We start from the raw sequence: 15,683 nt of genomic DNA, 5'->3' as shown, positions 1-15,683 counted from the left end.
AGGCAATCGCCACCTTGCCTTGACCCCGCCAAAACCCTGCCGCATGGTCCGCGCGCACTCGTGACCGTCACCGGGATCCCCGTTTTGAGCGAATATTTCCTTTTGCCGCTGGCCTCCCTGCCCTTCCCCAACATCGACCCGGTCATCGTCAACATCGGACCGCTGGCGGTGCACTGGTACGGCGTCGGCTACATTGTCGGCATCCTCTTTGCCTGGTGGTATGCCAAGCGGCTGGTCACCAACATCCGCCTCTGGCCGGACGGCCATTTGCCGATGAAGCCCGAGGATCTCGACGATTTCATCGTCTGGGCGGCGATCGGCGTCGTGCTCGGCGGGCGCACCGGTTACGTGCTGTTTTATGATCTGCCGCGCTACATCGCGCATCCGCTCGACATTTTCGCCGTCTGGCAGGGCGGCATGTCGTTCCATGGCGGCCTGCTCGGCGTCATCCTTGCGATGACGCTGTTCTCGCTCAGGCGCCGCATTCCCACCTGGACACTGTTCGACGTGGTGTCGGCGGGCGTGCCTGTCGGGCTCGGCCTTGTGCGTGTCGCCAACTTCATCAATTCTGAGCTTTGGGGCCGACCCTCGAACGTGCCATGGGCGATCGAGTTCCCCAATGGCGGCCCGTTCACACGCCACCCAAGCCAGCTCTATGAGGCCTTGCTCGAAGGCCTGGTGCTGTTCCTGGTGCTGCGCTTCCTCACCCATTCGCGGCTCAAGCTGAAGACACCGCGCTTCGTCGGCGGCGCCTTCATCTGCGGCTACGGCCTGTCGCGCATCTTCGTCGAATTCTTCCGCGAGCCCGACCAGCAGCTCGGCTATCTGCTTGGCACCAACTGGTTGACCATGGGCATGATCCTGTCCACACCGATGGTGCTTGCCGGCATTTGGGCGATGGCGACTGCAAAGCCGGCGCCGCAGCCGCGGGCGGCATGAGCACACTGAAGCAGCGCATCATTGGCCTGATCGGCGCGGCGGGGCCGATCCCGGTCAGCGAATATATGGCGCTCTGCCTGTTCGATCCCGACGAGGGCTATTACACGACGCGCGAGCCCTTCGGCGCCGCCGGCGACTTCATCACTGCCCCTGAGATCAGCCAGATGTTCGGCGAGCTCGTCGCTGTCTGGCTCTACCAGGCCTGGCAGGGTGCCGGCCGTCCCCAACCCGCCACCTTTGCCGAGATCGGACCCGGCCGCGGCACGCTGATGAAGGACATGCTGCGCACCTGGTCCCAGCTAGACCCGGCGCTGGTGGCCGGCGCCTCCTTTGCCATGATCGAGACCAGCCCGCGCCTGGCTGAAATCCAGAAACAGACGCTCGCCGGTCATAGCGATGCGCTTGTCTGGCACCAGACCATCGACACGCTGCCCCTACAGCCGCTCTTCATCGTCGGCAACGAATTGTTCGACGCGGTGCCGATCCGGCAGTTCGTCTATGTCGGCACGGGCTGGCGCGAGCGCGTGATCGGCCTCGATGGTGCCGATGAACTGCACTTCTTCGCCGGCGCGGGTTCCGTCGACCCGGCGCTGCTGCCCCCCGGCGCCGCCGACGCGCCGCAAGGCGCCGTCGTCGAGGTGGCGCCTGCCCGGTCGGCGCTGATGGCGCGGATCGCCGAACGCATAGCCGGCCAGGGCGGCGCCGGCCTTTTCATGGACTACGGCCATCTGCAGCCGGGCATCGGCGACACTTTCCAGGCGCTGCGCCGTCACCAGCGCGAGGACGTTTTGGCCAATCCAGGCGAAGCCGACCTCACCGCCCACGTCGATTTCGCAGTTCTTGCCGACATCGCGCGCGCCCACGGTCTCGACGTGCAATTGTCGACCCAGGGCGAATTCCTGCTCGGCATGGGCCTGCTCGAACGCGCCGGCACACTCGGCGCCAATGCCGATGCCGAAACACGTCAAGCCATCTCGGACGCGGTCGAACGTTTGGCCGGCCCCGAGGCAATGGGTGATCTGTTCAAGGTGATGAAGGTCCTGCCGGCGGCGAAAGCCGCCTGAAATCGGTGAACGGCCTCCCCGGCTGGTCCGCTTCGTTCTCCGAACTTCGCCTTGACGAACCCGCCTTGCACGGACGACAACCCAACCATGCTGAATCAGACAAGACCCGATCCAGTTCGCTCGCCGCAGCTCGAAAAGGCGCAAGGCATACGCCACGGCTACTTCACCCGCATCGGCGGCGTCTCCGACGGCATCTATCGGGGCCTCAACATCGGCACGGGCTCCAGCGACGACCAGACATTGGTCGCCGAGAACCGGCGGCGCGTCGCCGACTGGATGGGCGTGCCCGCGGACCATCTGCTGACCGCGCACCAGATCCACTCGCCGGATGTCGTTGTCGCCAGGAAACCATTCGCCGGTTCTCGTCCGAAAGCCGACGCCATCGTCACAGACCGTCCGGGCATCGCCATCGGCGCATCGACCGCCGATTGCGGGCCGGTGTTGTTCGCCGATGCCGAGGCGCGCGTCATCGGCGCCGCGCATGCCGGCTGGAAGGGCGCCTTCACCGGCGTGCTCGAAAACACCGTCTTGGCGATGGAAGGCCTCGGCGCCCGCCGCGACCGCATCGTCGCGGTGCTTGGCCCCTCGATCGGCCCCGACAATTACGAGGTCGGGCCTGAATTCGTCGCACGCTTCGTCGAGGCCGACGCCGGCAATGCCCGCTATTTCAGGCCGTCCAAGACGGTGGGCCACTCGATGTTCGACCTCAACCAATATACGGTCGACCGGCTGCGCAAGGCCGGCGTGACCGCCGAAGGCCTTGGCCGCTGCACCTACGCGGAAGAAGATCTTTTCTATTCCTACCGGCGCACCACCCACCGCAAGGAAGCGGATTACGGGCGTCAGGTTTCGGCAATCGTACTGGAGAAAGAGTAATGGCGCTGCATTTCGAACGTTCGGAATTCGACGCGCGGCGTGACCGGCTGCTGATCGAGATGGCCGAAAAGAAGCTCGACGCCGTGCTCTTGTTCGCGCAGGAGAGCATGTACTGGCTGACCGGCTACGACACCTTTGGCTTCTGCTTTTTCCAGTGCCTGGTGGTGAAGGCCGACGGCTCGATGGTGCTGCTCACCCGTTCGGCTGATCTCAGGCAAGCGCGCCATACCTCGACCATCGAAAACATCGTGCTGTGGACCGATCGTCAGGGCGCCAACCCGGCGATCGACCTGCGCAACCTCCTCAACGACCTCGACCTGCTCGGCGCCCGCATCGGCGTCGAATACGACACCCACGGCCTGACCGCCTATAACGGCCGCCGCCTCGACGAGCAGTTGCAGACCTTCGGCCAGATCGCCGATGCCTCAGGAATCGTCGGCCGGCTGCGCCTGTTCAAGAGCCCGGCCGAGATCGCCAAGGCGGAAAAGGCCGCCAATCTTTCCGATGACGCGCTGGACGCGGCGCTGCCGCTGATCAGGCAAGGCGGCGACGAAGGGCTCATCCTCGCCGCCATGCAGGGCGCGGTCTTTGCCGGCGGCGGCGACTATCCCGCCAACGAATACATTATCGGCTCAGGTGCCGATGCCCTGCTCTGCCGCTACAAGGCCGGCCGCCGCAAGCTCACCAAGAACGACCAGCTGACCCTCGAATGGGCCGGTGTGTTCCACCACTATCATGCCCCCATGATGCGCACCATTTTGACGGGCAAGGTGTCGAAGCGCCATCAGGAACTGTTCGACGCTTCCCAAGCCGCGCTGCTCGCCGTCGAAAAGGCGATGACGCCTGGCAACACTTTCGGTGACGTCTTCGACGCGCATGCCCGCACGCTCGAGGCGCACAATCTGACCAAGCACCGGCTGAACGCCTGTGGCTACTCGGTCGGCGCCCGCTTCACGCCGTCCTGGATGGACATGCCGATGTTCTATCAGGGCAACCCGGAACCGATCGCGCCCAACATGACGCTGTTCGCGCATATGATCATCATGGACTCCGAGACCGAGACAGCGATGACGCTCGGCCGCACCTACCTCACCACGGAATCAGCGCCGAAGCCGCTATCGCGCCATGATCTCGACTTGATCGTGCAGTGAATCCATAATGGTTCGTTCACGCGGGGGCGTTCGCCAGTAGGGAGTTTTCAAGCAAATGAGACGATCGCGGGTGACGACCGTGTCATTGCTTGCGGCGCTGGCGCTCGGCGCCTGCACCAACGCCAAGGACGTGCTGGAACCTTCGGCCATCACTCCGCCGACGAGTTCGGCCCAGTCCTCGTCCGCCCCGCAAGGCACATCGACGACGGCCACAACCCCGACCGCGACCGCGCCTGCCCCTTCTCCCGCGCCTTCCGCCGCAGCCTCGCCCATGACATCCTCACCCACCACTTCCAGGACACCGGCCCAGACCGCTGTTCTCGCGAAGACGCGCCTGCAGGTGGCGCCGATCGTCGGCGCGTCGGTAGACGCGGCGGCACCGTTGACGGCGGAACTGCAGACCCGCGCCAAACAGCGTGGCCTGACGCTTGTCGGCAGCACCGACCAGACGGCGACGCACGTGCTGAAAGGCTATTTCTCGACGATGTCCGAGGGCAAGGACACCACCGTTATCTACGTCTGGGACATTTACGACCCCTCGGGAAACCGCCTGCATCGCATCAATGGCCAGCAAAAAGCGCCAGCGGTCGGCAGCGGCGAGGGCTGGCCGACGGTGGCGCCCGCGACCATGCAGGCCATCGCCGACCAGACGATCGATCAGTTCGCCGCGTGGCTCGGCAGCGGCGGCGCCGGTTGACCGGACCATGCCGGCCGAACTGTTGCCGGCTTGCGATGTTTTCCGTGTTTGTTGCGGTCGCCGGATGGATTCCCCACAACGAGGCTTGCAATACCGGCGCGGGCCGCTAAAAGCCCGCTTAAAAGGCTCATGAGAGTCTGTCGGGTCTCTCCATCCTTCACCAGGAACGGTGCATGAAGCTTTTCGCGGGCAATTCCAACCGGGTGCTGGCCGAGGCGGTCGCTCGCTATCTCAACATCCCGCTGGGTAAGGCCAGCGTCAGGCGCTTCGCCGACCAGGAAATCTTCGTCGAGATTCAGGAAAACGTGCGCGGCGAGGATGTCTTCATCCTGCAGTCGACCTCTTATCCGACCAACGACCACCTGATGGAATTGCTCATCATGATCGACGCCTTCATGCGCTCCTCGGCGCGGCGCATCACGGCGGTCATCCCCTATTTCGGCTATGCAAGGCAGGATCGCCGCGCCTCCGGCCGCACGCCGATCTCGGCCAAGCTGGTCGCCAACATGATCACCCGCGCCGGCGCCGACCGCGTGCTGACGCTCGACCTGCATGCCGGCCAGATCCAGGGTTTCTTCGACATCCCGACCGACAATCTGTTCTCGGTGCCGGTGATGGCTCGCGACGTGAAGGCCAAATACAAGCAGCTCGGCAATGTCGTGGTCGTGTCGCCCGACATCGGCGGCGTGGTGCGGGCGCGCGCGCTGGCCAAGCGTTTCGACGCGCAGTTGGCCATCGTCGACAAGCGCCGCGAGCGCCCCGGTGAATCGGAAGTCATGAACATCATCGGCGCGGTCGCCGGCAAGGACTGCCTGCTGATCGACGACATCGTGGATTCCGGCGGCACGCTGTGCAATGCGGCCGACGCGCTGCTGGCCAACGGCGCGACCTCCGTCACCGCCTATATCACCCATGGCGTGCTGTCGGGCGGCGCCGTCGCCCGTATCGCCAGCTCGAAGCTGCAGGAGCTGGTGATCACCGATTCCATCCAGCCGACGCAGGGCGTGCTCGACGCACCGAATATTCGCGTCATTTCCATCGCGGACCTGATGGGCGAGGCGATCTCGCGCACGGCGACGGAAGAGTCGGTCTCGAGCCTGTTCGACTAGAGCGTTTCACCGTTTCACGGAAACGGCGAACCGCTCTATCTCCTTGTTTTTACGCAATTCCGGACGGAAGGCTACGGCGAAGTCGCCGAGCCTAACCGCCCAGACTTTTCCTGGAATTGCTCTAATCGATTTCCACGGGCGCGTAACGCAAGAGCGTGACGCCTTGCGCAAGGCGCTCTGTGCCGAGCGGCTTCAACGCCAACGACAGGCCGGACTGGAAATACGGCTTGCCGCCACCCAGCACGACCGGATGCACATAGAGCCGGTACTCGTCGATCAGGCCCGCGCGCGCAAGATGGGAGGCCAATTCCGCCCCGGAGACGGAAATCTCGCCGGTTGCTTCCCCCTTGAGCGACTTTGCTACCGCCTCCACGTCATTTCTAACCAGACGGGCATTCGGTCCAACCTCTTCAAGCGTGGTCGAAAACACGATCTTCGGCGTTTCACGCCAGGCGCGCGCAAAATCCCGCTCGACGTCTTCAGCGCCAATCTCCCGTTCGGGGCTGTCCCAGAAGCGCATGGTCTCATACATCCGGCGTCCGCAGAGCACGATCGAAGTCCGCCTCATCTCCTCGTTGAAATGCCGGTGCAATTCTTCTTCAGGAACCGGCAGGTCGATGTTTCCGCTCGGCCCGGCAATATAGCCATCCAGCGATGTCAGCATGGCATAGACGATCGTCGCCATAGGGTTTCCTCCGATTTCACGCTCCCGCAAAGGAATCATATCTGATTGCAATTTGCAATCAGAAGTCTGGATGGAACCCAGTGAGGCCGCGCATCGGCCGGATGCCGCGGCGCGGTTTCACGCGGCGAGCGGACCGCCTCCACGCCGCGGGCTTTCACCGGCATCGCGCGCGCCGCGCATGTAGCCGCGCGGCGAAGCGCCGAGCATGCGCTTGAACATGGTGGTGAATGCCGGCACGCTGTCGTAGCCGAGATCGAGCGCCACCCTGGTGATCGGCTCGCCATCGGCAAGCCTGGGCAGCGCGGCGAACAGGCAGGCCTGCTGGCGCCAGGTCGACAGCGACAGGCCGGTCTGGCGCTGGAAAGCGCGGGTGAAGGTGCGGCGGCTCATGCCGGCTGCGTCCGCCCATTCGTCGATCGTCGCATGCGGCGAAGGGGCAGCCACGAAGCGCCGGCAAAGCGCCGCAAGCTTCGGATCGGATGGGAACGGCAGGCCGAGCGGGCGTTCCGGCAGGTTCGGGATCTCGTGCAGCAGAAGTCCCATCACCAGGGCTGCCCGCCCTTCGAGCTCGCCGCCTTGCGGCAATTTCTCCGATTCAACGATTAGGCTGTGCATCAGCTCGGTGATGCCGACGACGCGCAAGCCCTCCGGCAGGCCAGCAATGGCGTTCGGCATCACATAGACCGAGCGCATCGAGACATCGCCCAGCATCTCGACCGAATGCTCGATGCCGGCCGGTATCCACATCGCGTGATCGGGCGGCACCATCCAGCGGCCGTGTTTCGTCGTCACCAGAACCACACCGACCAGCGCGTGCAGCAGCTGGCTACGGCTGTGGCGGTGGCGCGGCACGTGGTAGCCGTCGGGATATTCGGTCGGCAGCGCCACCGCCGGTCCAACCGCCTCCTCCAGCCACTGCCAGCGACTTTCATGCAGCCGGCCCAGCTCGGCGGCGTCGCCTCTGAAGATTTCCCGGCCATGCGGCATTAGATATGTGGCCCACTTGCGAAACTATTGGACCAAACCACGAAAGAAGTCGCCATTCAAGCCGATTATAAGGCAAGCGTCCTATCCCATGAGACTGCTGCGGTTCGCCGCCAAAAAGACTACGGAGCATTTGCCTTGACCGATACGACCGCCAACTCCGTCGCCGCGCCGGCGACGGCAAGCAGCACCTCGGCGCAAGCGACGGTCTTTGCCGTCATCCTTTCGGTGAGCTTCTGCCACGGCATCAACGACATCATGCAGTCACTGCTGCCGGCGATCTACCCGCTCCTCAAAGAGAATTACGGTCTCGATTTCTGGCAGATCGGCCTTCTGACCTTCACCTTCCAGGTCACGGCCTCGTTGCTGCAGCCGGTGATCGGCATGATCACCGACAAGCGGCCTATGCCCTATTCCTTGCCTTGGGGCATGGCTTCGTCGCTGGTCGGCCTGATCGTGCTGGCTTATGCCGGCCACTATGTGCTGCTTCTGGTCGGCGCCTCGCTGATCGGTATCGGTTCGGCGATCTTCCATCCGGAATCCTCGCGCATCGCCCGTTTCGCCTCGGGGGGCCGCTTCGGCCTGGCGCAGTCGCTGTTCCAGGTCGGTGGCAATTTCGGTCAGGCCATGGGCCCGCTGCTCGCCGCCTTTATCGTCGTGCCGTTCGGCCAGGCCAGCATATCCTGGTTCGCCGTCGGCTCGTTGATCGGCATCTTCGTGCTGTGGCAGGTCGGCGGCTGGTACAACCGCATGCGCGCCTCGCAGGCCACCCGCAAGCAGGCTGCCCATGTGTCGCCCTTTCCGCGCAAGAAGGTGATGGGCGCGCTCGCCGTGCTGACGCTGCTGGTGCTGACCAAGAACGCCTACATCGCCTCGCTCTCCAGCTACTACACCTTCTATTCCATCCATAAGTTCGGCGTCTCGGTGCAGACGAGCCAGGTCATGCTCTTCCTGTTCCTCGGCGCCTCGGCGCTGGGCATCCTGCTTGGCGGCCCGTTCGGCGACCGTTACGGACAGAAGGCGATGATCTGGTTCTCGATCGTCGGCGTGCTGCCCTTCACGCTGGCACTGCCTTACGCCAATCTGGAATGGACGATGGTGCTCACCGTGATGATCGGCCTGATCCTGTCGTCGGCCTTCTCCAACATCGTGGTGTTCGCGCAGGAGCTGGTGCCGGGCCGGGTCGGCACGATCGCCGGCATCTTCTTCGGCTTCGCTTTCGGCATAGGCGGTATCGCCGCCGCCGTGCTCGGCGTCATCGCCGATATGAAGGGCATCGATTTCGTCTTTCAGGTCTGTTCCTACCTGCCCTTCCTCGGCCTGTTGACGGTGTTTTTGCCGAATATGAAGGAAGCGCGGAAGGCCTGAACTGGCCGGATCAGCGGCTAACAACGATCGTCGCCGGGTTCGGAACCTTGACGGTTCCGAACCCGGCGGCATCTCCATGGCGCAACGCCCCAAACGCCGGTTCCTCAGCGCCCGCCGGTAAGCGAAATCAGCTTTTTCTCCACAAGCCCATGCGCCGCAGCAGGCCGGGCAGAAAGCCGCCGGAACCATCGACAGCCGCCGCCTGGCGCTGGCGCCTCGGCAGCGCCGCGAACTGCGCCGGAAGCTTCTGGAGCGTCGCGGTCCAACGCAGCGTGTCGAGCTTTGCGATGTCTGCTGGCGTCAACGCTTTCGGTTCGCTTCTGAGCGCCCGCACGAGCAAATCCCGAAAATCTTCCGGCCTGTCCGCCAGCCAGACATTTTCCCAATGCTTGAATTGCTCGTAGCCGCGAAACGCGAAGCTCGTCGCCACGACCGGTTTGCGGCTATACAGTGCTTCCGCGGTCTTGATGTTGGTGCCGCCGCCTTCGACAATCGGAAGCATCACGGCATCGGCAAGCTCGATCAGCGCGCTGAGGGTCGCGCCGTCCTGCACGCCGAGCAGCTCGATCCGGGCGTTGTCGGCACCGTGGTAGCGCCGGAATGCGGGATCGTTCCGAATCTGGTCGGCAACGCCGCCTACCACGACGATCCGCTCCGAGGCTGAGAGGAAACCGAGGTCCGGACCCGCCATCTGAAGAAAACCGCGGACGTTGGGCGGATGGCCCGACCCGACGAACAGCGCGGTGCGCAGACCGGCGAAGCGCAACGCCCAATGATCGAAGCCGGCGGGTATTTCGCGCGGCCATATGCCGTTGGCGGCGACCACCACGCTTGGATTGAGCTTGCGAAAAAAGGCTGCATCCTGCTCGCTGACGGTGACGACCAGGTCTGCCTTTGCGGCGAGATCGGACTCAATATCCGCCGCGCGTTGCACACTCCAGAAGTCCGTTCCCGCGCCGGCTATCGCAGCCTCTTGCGCCAGCAATTGCTGTTCGACGTTGTGCGAACTGTACACGATTGAAAAGCGTGCCTCCGGCGAGCACGTCTCAACATACTCACGCAAAGCCGGCCAAAGCCAGCATTGCTCGAGGGCGATGACATCCGGCCTGAAGTCATCGAGGAATTTTGCGATTGCGCGGCGATGGAATTTGCTGCGCGCCATGAATTCGGCGGTGGCGACATCGGAACGCCATTTGCGCCTGGCCATCTTCTTGCGAAAGCTGCGGGGCATCTCGATGAAAAGATCGCCGATTTCCATTTCCCGCCTGGCGCCGCGGTGGGGAGTGACGACGACATGGCGTGTTTCCCATCCAGAATCCCGCAGCACTTTGTGGATGGCGTTTACGCGTAACTGACCGCCCTGGACCGGTCGCCGGATCGAATAGGTTCCCAGCGAAACGTACCTCATTGGGTCAACCTGACGCTAAAACCGCTAGCGTCAGGCAGCAGTCCCAAGCCGACACTCATTCTGTTGCCCCTCTTCGGACGGGACACTACCATTTTCGGCGCCGAGTCTGGATATGATATTGGCGGGTGGGGCGCCGCTTCTCGCCGATATCGAAAAGAACGGCATAGGGGACAAGGTCGAGCGTCCTGTTCAGTCGAGCACGATGGTCCTTCACTCGTGCAGCACCCGCCCGAGGGCGGGTGCTTTCACGGTTTCGGCAGGCAAGCTCAGGCCTTGAAGAAGGCCAGCAGGTCCGCGTTGATGACATCCGCATGGGTCGTCGCCATGCCGTGCGGGAAGCCCTTGTAGACCTTGAGTTCGCCCTTCTTGAGCAGCTTGACCGAGAGCAGCGCGGAGTCCGCGATCGGGACGATCTGGTCGTCGTCGCCATGCATGACCAGCACCGGCACGTCGATCTTCTTGAGGTCCTCGGTGAAGTCGGTTTCCGAGAACGCCTTGATGCAATCGTAGTGCGCTTTCGCGCCACCCATCATGCCCTGGCGCCACCAATTGTCGACGACGCCTTCGGAAACCTGGGCGCCGGGACGATTGAAGCCGTAGAACGGGCCGGCCGGAACGTCGTGGAAGAACTGTGCGCGGTTGGCCACCAGCGCCGCGCGGAAACCATCGAACACCTCGATCGGCAGACCGCCGGGATTGGCCGGCGTCTTCAACATGATGGGCGGCACCGCGCCGATCAGCACGGCCTTGGCGACGCGACCGCCGCCGCCATATTGCGCGACGTAGCGCGCAACCTCCCCACCGCCCGTCGAATGACCGACATGGATGGCGTCCTTAAGATCGAGATGCGCGGCGAGCGCCGCCACGTCGGCGGCATAGGTGTCCATCTCGTTGCCGGTGTCGGTCTGGCTGGAACGCCCGTGGCCGCGCCGGTCATGGGCGATGACGCGGTAACCTTGTGCCTGGAAGAACAGCATCTGGGCGTCCCAGTCGTCACTGCTCAGCGGCCAGCCATGGTGGAAGACGATCGGCTGGCCAGTCCCCCAATCCTTGTAGAATATCTGCGTTCCGTCCTTGGTGGTGATCGTGCCGCTGCCCGAGCCTGTCTTGGTCTGCGAGGTCATCTCAATCTCCTTCGGTTGATACCACGATAAATAATATCGCGATAATTGCCTTGGTAACGGAGATCGGAAGCCCTGTCTACGGAAATCTGTATCGCAATATCATTTCTCGTGGTATACACAGATGCTCAGTCGGCAAAAGGAATGCGCCGTGCCTCTCCCGTTGGACAATCAGCTCTGCTTCACGCTCTATGCCAGCTCGATGGCGATCAACCGCATGTACAAGCCAATGCTGGACGAGATGGGGATCACCTATCCGCAATATCTCGTGCTCAATGCGCTAGGAGAGGCTGACGGCATGTCGGTGGGCAGCATCGCGCATCGGCTCGCTTTGGAATCGAGCACCATCACCCCGCTCGTGAAGCGAATGGAGCAGGCCGGCCTCGTCACCCGCCGGCGCAGCCAGGCTGACGAACGCCTGGTGCAGGTCGACCTGACCCCCAAAGGTCGAGCTCTGCTCGTCCAGTGCAATTGCCTGAACGAGACGCTGATAGAGCGGTCAGGAATGAAATTGGCTGAACTCGATGCCTTGAACCGACAAATCCAGACGTTGCGCGATGCGCTGAACGGCGGCCAGACGACCGACGCCTAGCGCAATTCCGGGAAAAGCGTGAGCGGTTTTGAACCGCTCTCGCGCAACTCCTGGAGGAATGAGGCTCCCGTCCGGAATCGCGCAAAAGCTGGGTCACGCCTCGATCCTGACCGGCGGCAGTTGCGGCGCCTCCAGCCCGTGGAACGGGTCGCGCCAGGCGTCGATCGCCTCCAGCCGGCCGTACCACCGACGGATCGACGGGTAGTCGTCGAGCGGCAATCCGGCGACATCATTGAAAGGCAGGAACGTCGCCATGCGGAAGTCCGCATAGGAGATGGAATTGCCGACCAGCCACTCCCGTTCGGAAAGCTCAGGCTCGAGGACCGCCGCGGCCTTGTGGAACTGCCTCAGCCCTTCCTCCACCAGCGCCTGATCGATGGGACCCAGCCCGTAGCGCTGCTTGGTGCCGCGCTCGAAATGCACCATGTCGCAGGCGAAGGCGAACCGTTCCTTGCCCCAGCTGATCCAGCGGATCATGTCCGGCTCATCGTCCCCACCGCGCCAGAAATCCGAACGCATCTCGCGCGAAAGCCGGCAGGCGATGGCGTCCGTCTCCCAGAGGCTCCATCCCGCGCCGACCAATATCGGCAAGGTCAGATTGGGGTTGAGCGCGCGGTAGCGCTCGGTCTGCCCCGGCGCCATGGGCGACGCGTATTCGAACGCGATCTCTGTCTTGAGATAGCGCGCCGTCGCGACTGCGAGGCGAGGATTTGGATTGCGGCTGAACAGAAGCTTCATAGTGGTCCCCACGAGTCTGGTTGCACGCCGCAGGACGGCTGGGAACCACCCGATCCTACATTTGTCGCAAATGGGATTTCCGGTTTATGCTCGGCGCTGAAAACCAACCCTGCAAGCCTTCCAGCCCGACCGCTTGCGCCGTCGTCCGCCTTCCGCTATAGAGCCGCCACCCGCGTAGACACCCTTGGAGGCAACGCGGAGGAAGGCCGGCCAGGCCTGCATGATCCCCAAAAGCATTTGGACAGCCAAAGCGTTTGGACCGACCGTGCAAGGCCGCGACGGCTTTCGACGTTTACGGACGGGTTTGCCGGCCGTGGACGCTCCACAACACGCGAAAGGAAATGCCATGAGCCACGATGCTTATGAGCTCAAAGCCGAAGCGCGCGAACAGGTCGGTAAGGGGTCCGCCCGTGCAGTTCGTCGCAACGGTAAAGTGCCTGCAGTTATCTACGGCGACAAGCAGCCTCCCCTGGCGATTGCGCTGAACTACAAGGACATCTTCTACAAGATCCATGGCGGCGGGTTCCTGACCACGGTTGCCACGATCGATGTCGATGGCAAGAAGATCCAGGTCCTGCCGAAGGATTTCCAGCTCGACCCGGTCAAGGATTTCCCTGTCCATGTCGACTTCCTGCGCATCGGCAAGGACACCGAGGTCAATGTCGACGTGCCCGTCCACTTCATCAATGAGGACAAGTCGCCCGGCATCAAGCGCGGCGGCGTGCTCAACATCGTTCGCCACGAAGTCGAGTTCCACTGCCCGGCCAACGCGATCCCGGAATTCATCACCGTCGATCTCGCCGGCACGGACATCGGCGACTCGATCCACATTTCGGCGGTCAAGCTGCCGGCCGGCGTCAAGCCGGTCATCTCCGATCGCGACTTCACCATCGCGACCATTGCCGGCTCGTCGGCGATGAAGCCGGAGACGGAAGCCACCACCGAAGCGGCGGCGACCGAAACGGCGGCCCCGGCGGCCGAAGAGAAGTAATTTCTCTCAAGCGTCCGGAGGCGGCGATGCCAGAGAAGACAATGCTTGTCTTTGCAGGCCTCGGCAATCCGGGCGCGAAATACGAAAACAACCGGCACAATGTCGGCTTCATGGCGGCGGACGCGATTGCCCACCGCCATTCCTTTTCGCCCTGGTCGCGAAAATTCCAGGGCCTGATCTCAGAAGGCACGCTCGGCGGCGAGAAGGTGCTGCTGATCAAGCCGCAAACCTTCATGAACCTGTCCGGACAGTCGGTCGGCGAAGCGCTGCGCTTCTACAAGCTCGAGCCGTCCGCGCTCACCGTCTTCTATGACGAGATCGACCTCGCCGCCGGCAAGCTCAGGGTCAAGGTGGGCGGCGGCTCCGGCGGCCACAACGGCATTCGCTCGCTCGACCAGCATGTCGGCAACGCCTATCGCCGGGTGCGCATCGGCGTCGGTCATCCCGGCGTCAAGGAGATGGTGCACGGCCATGTGCTTGGCGATTTCGCCAAGGCGGACCGCGAATGGCTGGATGTCCTGCTGGACGCGATCGCCGACGACGCCGCGCTGCTCGCCAAAGGCGACGACAGCTCGTTCATGAACCGCGTCACGCTCGCCTTGCGTGAAAAACTCGTCCCGACCGGCGATGACGACCGCCCGCCGCCCAAACCGCCGAAGCAGCAAAGCCATGTCCGCCAGGCGCGCCCGCAGCAGCCGGCGGCAAAAATCCCCGAAAGCGGTCCGATGGCCGCCATGCTGAAGAAGCTGTTCGGCAAGGAGTGAGCGTCGAAGGAACGATGCTCGGGGCTTGACGTTCGTCACCCCTATCGCCCATAGCCCTCACCAAAATCGAATTCCGACAGGACTGGACGAACATGGGTTTCAAATGTGGCATCGTTGGCTTGCCCAACGTCGGCAAGTCGACGCTGTTCAACGCGCTGACCAGGACGGCGGCCGCGCAGGCCGCCAACTATCCCTTCTGCACCATCGAGCCGAACACCGGCGAGGTGGCAGTGCCGGATCCGCGCCTGCAGAAGATCGCCGCGATCGGCAAGTCGAAGGAGATCATCCCGACCCGCATCTCCTTCGTCGACATTGCCGGCCTGGTGCGCGGCGCCTCCAAGGGCGAAGGGCTGGGCAACCAGTTCCTCGCCAACATCCGCGAGGTCGACGCGATCGTGCATGTGCTGCGCTGCTTCGAGGATGACGACATCACCCATGTCGAGGGCCGCATCGATCCGGTGGCCGACGCCGAGACGGTCGAGACCGAGCTGATGCTCGCCGACCTCGAAAGCCTCGAGCGCCGCATCGTCCAGGTTCGCAAGCGGGCCGCAGGCAAGGACAAGGAAGCCATGGCCGTCCTGCCGATGATGGAGGCGTCGCTCGAATTGCTGCAGGCCGGCAAGCCGACGCGATTCCTGCTCAACGGCATCGCGCCGGAGGATCTGCGCATCCTGCAGGGGCTGAACCTGCTCACCTCGCATCCCGTTCTCTATGTCTGCAACGTCGCCGAGGCGAACGCCGCCACCGGCAACGAACACACCAGGGCGGTGGAGAAGATGGCGGCCGCGCAGGGCGCCGGCACGGTGGTGATCTCGGCGGCGATCGAGGCGGAAGTCGCCCAGCTTTCCGACGAGGAGGAAATGGAGTTCCTTGCCTCGATCGGCCTCGACGAGCCCGGCCTCAACAAGGTGATCCGCGCCGGCTACGAGCTCTTGCATCTGATCACCTACTTCACCGTCGGGCCGAAGGAGACGCGTGCCTGGACGATCCACAAGGGCGATAAGGCGCCGCAGGCGGCTGGAGTCATCCACACCGACTTCGAGCGCGGCTTCATCCGCGCCCAGACCATCTCCTATAACGACTTCGTCACGCTGGGCGGCGAAGTGGCCGCCAAGGAAGCCGGCAAGGCGCGCGACGAAGGCAAGGAGTATGTCGTCCAGGACGGCGACATCATGCTGTTCAAGTTCAACACCTGA

Annotated in this window: 16 protein-coding genes; 11 read left to right on the top strand and 5 right to left on the bottom strand. The window is 63.5% G+C overall.

Annotated features, from left to right (window positions below; translation table 11 throughout):
- Positions 1-84 precede the first annotated feature (84 nt).
- The 6 genes from lgt to DPM35_RS08325 all read left to right on the top strand — a co-directional run bounded on the left by lgt (position 85) and on the right by DPM35_RS08325 (position 5,836).
- Positions 85-939, top strand: coding sequence for a prolipoprotein diacylglyceryl transferase (gene lgt / locus DPM35_RS08350; protein WP_112126794.1), 855 nt, complete (start codon positions 85-87; stop codon positions 937-939).
- Positions 936-2,003: a class I SAM-dependent methyltransferase gene (locus tag DPM35_RS08345; RefSeq protein ID WP_112127113.1), complete on the top strand. Its 1,068-nt coding sequence runs from the start codon at positions 936-938 to the stop codon at positions 2,001-2,003. Before lgt ends, DPM35_RS08345 begins: the two co-directional genes overlap by 4 nt.
- An 87-nt stretch (positions 2,004-2,090) precedes the next feature.
- On the top strand, positions 2,091-2,879 hold the full coding sequence (gene pgeF / locus DPM35_RS08340; protein ID WP_112126793.1) for a peptidoglycan editing factor PgeF: 789 nt from the start codon (positions 2,091-2,093) through the stop codon (positions 2,877-2,879).
- Entirely contained in the window at positions 2,879-4,030 is a 1,152-nt protein-coding gene (locus DPM35_RS08335) for a M24 family metallopeptidase (protein ID WP_112126792.1), read from the top strand. The genes pgeF and DPM35_RS08335 overlap by 1 nt, the downstream gene beginning before the upstream one ends.
- A gap of 55 nt (positions 4,031-4,085) precedes the next feature.
- Complete coding sequence (locus DPM35_RS08330) at positions 4,086-4,727, top strand: hypothetical protein (protein WP_112126791.1); 642 nt, start codon at positions 4,086-4,088, stop codon at positions 4,725-4,727.
- A 173-nt stretch (positions 4,728-4,900) separates the two neighbouring features.
- The gene (locus DPM35_RS08325) at positions 4,901-5,836 is read left to right on the top strand and encodes a ribose-phosphate pyrophosphokinase (protein ID WP_112126790.1); all 936 of its coding nucleotides are present in this window, start codon (positions 4,901-4,903) and stop codon (positions 5,834-5,836) included.
- A gap of 121 nt (positions 5,837-5,957) precedes the next feature.
- Here the strand turns inward: DPM35_RS08325 and DPM35_RS08320 are convergent, their stop codons facing one another.
- Together DPM35_RS08320 and DPM35_RS08315 are read right to left on the bottom strand one after the other, a co-directional pair.
- On the bottom strand, positions 5,958-6,521 hold the full coding sequence (locus DPM35_RS08320) for a dihydrofolate reductase family protein (protein ID WP_112126789.1): 564 nt from the start codon (positions 6,519-6,521) through the stop codon (positions 5,958-5,960).
- A gap of 117 nt (positions 6,522-6,638) precedes the next feature.
- A complete protein-coding gene (locus DPM35_RS08315) occupies positions 6,639-7,508 on the bottom strand; it encodes an AraC family transcriptional regulator (RefSeq protein WP_112126788.1) in 870 nt (289 codons plus the stop codon).
- Positions 7,509-7,643: 135 nt separating this feature from the next.
- On the opposite strand from DPM35_RS08315, the gene DPM35_RS08310 reads away from it, so the two are divergent.
- Positions 7,644-8,873: an MFS transporter gene (locus DPM35_RS08310; protein ID WP_112126787.1), complete on the top strand. Its 1,230-nt coding sequence runs from the start codon at positions 7,644-7,646 to the stop codon at positions 8,871-8,873.
- 127 nt (positions 8,874-9,000) lie between these two features.
- Here DPM35_RS08310 and DPM35_RS08305 read toward each other — a convergent pair whose 3' ends face one another.
- Both DPM35_RS08305 and DPM35_RS08300 read right to left on the bottom strand, forming a co-directional pair.
- Positions 9,001-10,281, bottom strand: coding sequence for a glycosyltransferase (locus DPM35_RS08305; RefSeq protein ID WP_112126786.1), 1,281 nt, complete (start codon positions 10,279-10,281; stop codon positions 9,001-9,003).
- 266 nt (positions 10,282-10,547) lie between these two features.
- Positions 10,548-11,405, bottom strand: coding sequence for an alpha/beta fold hydrolase (locus tag DPM35_RS08300; protein ID WP_112126785.1), 858 nt, complete (start codon positions 11,403-11,405; stop codon positions 10,548-10,550).
- 148 nt (positions 11,406-11,553) lie between these two features.
- On the opposite strand from DPM35_RS08300, the gene DPM35_RS08295 reads away from it, so the two are divergent.
- Complete coding sequence (locus DPM35_RS08295; protein ID WP_112127112.1) at positions 11,554-11,994, top strand: MarR family winged helix-turn-helix transcriptional regulator; 441 nt, start codon at positions 11,554-11,556, stop codon at positions 11,992-11,994.
- 93 nt (positions 11,995-12,087) lie between these two features.
- Here DPM35_RS08295 and DPM35_RS08290 read toward each other — a convergent pair whose 3' ends face one another.
- Positions 12,088-12,732: a glutathione S-transferase family protein gene (locus tag DPM35_RS08290; protein ID WP_112126784.1), complete on the bottom strand. Its 645-nt coding sequence runs from the start codon at positions 12,730-12,732 to the stop codon at positions 12,088-12,090.
- 346 nt (positions 12,733-13,078) lie between these two features.
- Between DPM35_RS08290 and DPM35_RS08285 the strand changes: the two genes are divergently transcribed.
- From DPM35_RS08285 to ychF, 3 genes are all read left to right on the top strand, one after another.
- The gene (locus DPM35_RS08285) at positions 13,079-13,723 is read left to right on the top strand and encodes a 50S ribosomal protein L25/general stress protein Ctc (RefSeq protein WP_112126783.1); all 645 of its coding nucleotides are present in this window, start codon (positions 13,079-13,081) and stop codon (positions 13,721-13,723) included.
- A gap of 41 nt (positions 13,724-13,764) precedes the next feature.
- Positions 13,765-14,487: an aminoacyl-tRNA hydrolase gene (gene pth, locus DPM35_RS08280; RefSeq protein ID WP_112126782.1), complete on the top strand. Its 723-nt coding sequence runs from the start codon at positions 13,765-13,767 to the stop codon at positions 14,485-14,487.
- A 92-nt stretch (positions 14,488-14,579) separates the two neighbouring features.
- On the top strand, positions 14,580-15,683 hold the full coding sequence (gene ychF, locus DPM35_RS08275) for a redox-regulated ATPase YchF (protein WP_112126781.1): 1,104 nt from the start codon (positions 14,580-14,582) through the stop codon (positions 15,681-15,683).

Source organism: Mesorhizobium atlanticum (genome assembly GCF_003289965.1).
In the GTDB taxonomy this organism is placed as follows: domain Bacteria; phylum Pseudomonadota; class Alphaproteobacteria; order Rhizobiales; family Rhizobiaceae; genus Mesorhizobium; species Mesorhizobium atlanticum.
The sequence above is the reverse complement of the archived record's forward strand: the minus strand, read 5'-3'. Positions and strand labels throughout refer to the sequence as shown.

Bases quoted from the DNA above. Each gene is read 5' to 3' on its own strand.
- DPM35_RS08345 (WP_112127113.1), top strand. From the start codon at position 936: ATGAGCACACTGAAGCAGCGCATCATTGGCCTGATCGGCGCGGCGGGG.
- pgeF (WP_112126793.1), top strand. From the start codon at position 2,091: ATGCTGAATCAGACAAGACCCGATCCAGTTCGCTCGCCGCAGCTCGAA.
- DPM35_RS08335 (WP_112126792.1), top strand. From the start codon at position 2,879: ATGGCGCTGCATTTCGAACGTTCGGAATTCGACGCGCGGCGTGACCGG.
- DPM35_RS08330 (WP_112126791.1), top strand. From the start codon at position 4,086: ATGAGACGATCGCGGGTGACGACCGTGTCATTGCTTGCGGCGCTGGCG.
- DPM35_RS08325 (WP_112126790.1), top strand. From the start codon at position 4,901: ATGAAGCTTTTCGCGGGCAATTCCAACCGGGTGCTGGCCGAGGCGGTC.
- DPM35_RS08320 (WP_112126789.1), bottom strand. From the start codon at position 6,521: ATGGCGACGATCGTCTATGCCATGCTGACATCGCTGGATGGCTATATT.
- DPM35_RS08315 (WP_112126788.1), bottom strand. From the start codon at position 7,508: ATGCCGCATGGCCGGGAAATCTTCAGAGGCGACGCCGCCGAGCTGGGC.
- DPM35_RS08305 (WP_112126786.1), bottom strand. From the start codon at position 10,281: ATGAGGTACGTTTCGCTGGGAACCTATTCGATCCGGCGACCGGTCCAG.
- DPM35_RS08300 (WP_112126785.1), bottom strand. From the start codon at position 11,405: ATGACCTCGCAGACCAAGACAGGCTCGGGCAGCGGCACGATCACCACC.
- DPM35_RS08290 (WP_112126784.1), bottom strand. From the start codon at position 12,732: ATGAAGCTTCTGTTCAGCCGCAATCCAAATCCTCGCCTCGCAGTCGCG.
- DPM35_RS08285 (WP_112126783.1), top strand. From the start codon at position 13,079: ATGAGCCACGATGCTTATGAGCTCAAAGCCGAAGCGCGCGAACAGGTC.
- pth (WP_112126782.1), top strand. From the start codon at position 13,765: ATGCTTGTCTTTGCAGGCCTCGGCAATCCGGGCGCGAAATACGAAAAC.
- ychF (WP_112126781.1), top strand. From the start codon at position 14,580: ATGGGTTTCAAATGTGGCATCGTTGGCTTGCCCAACGTCGGCAAGTCG.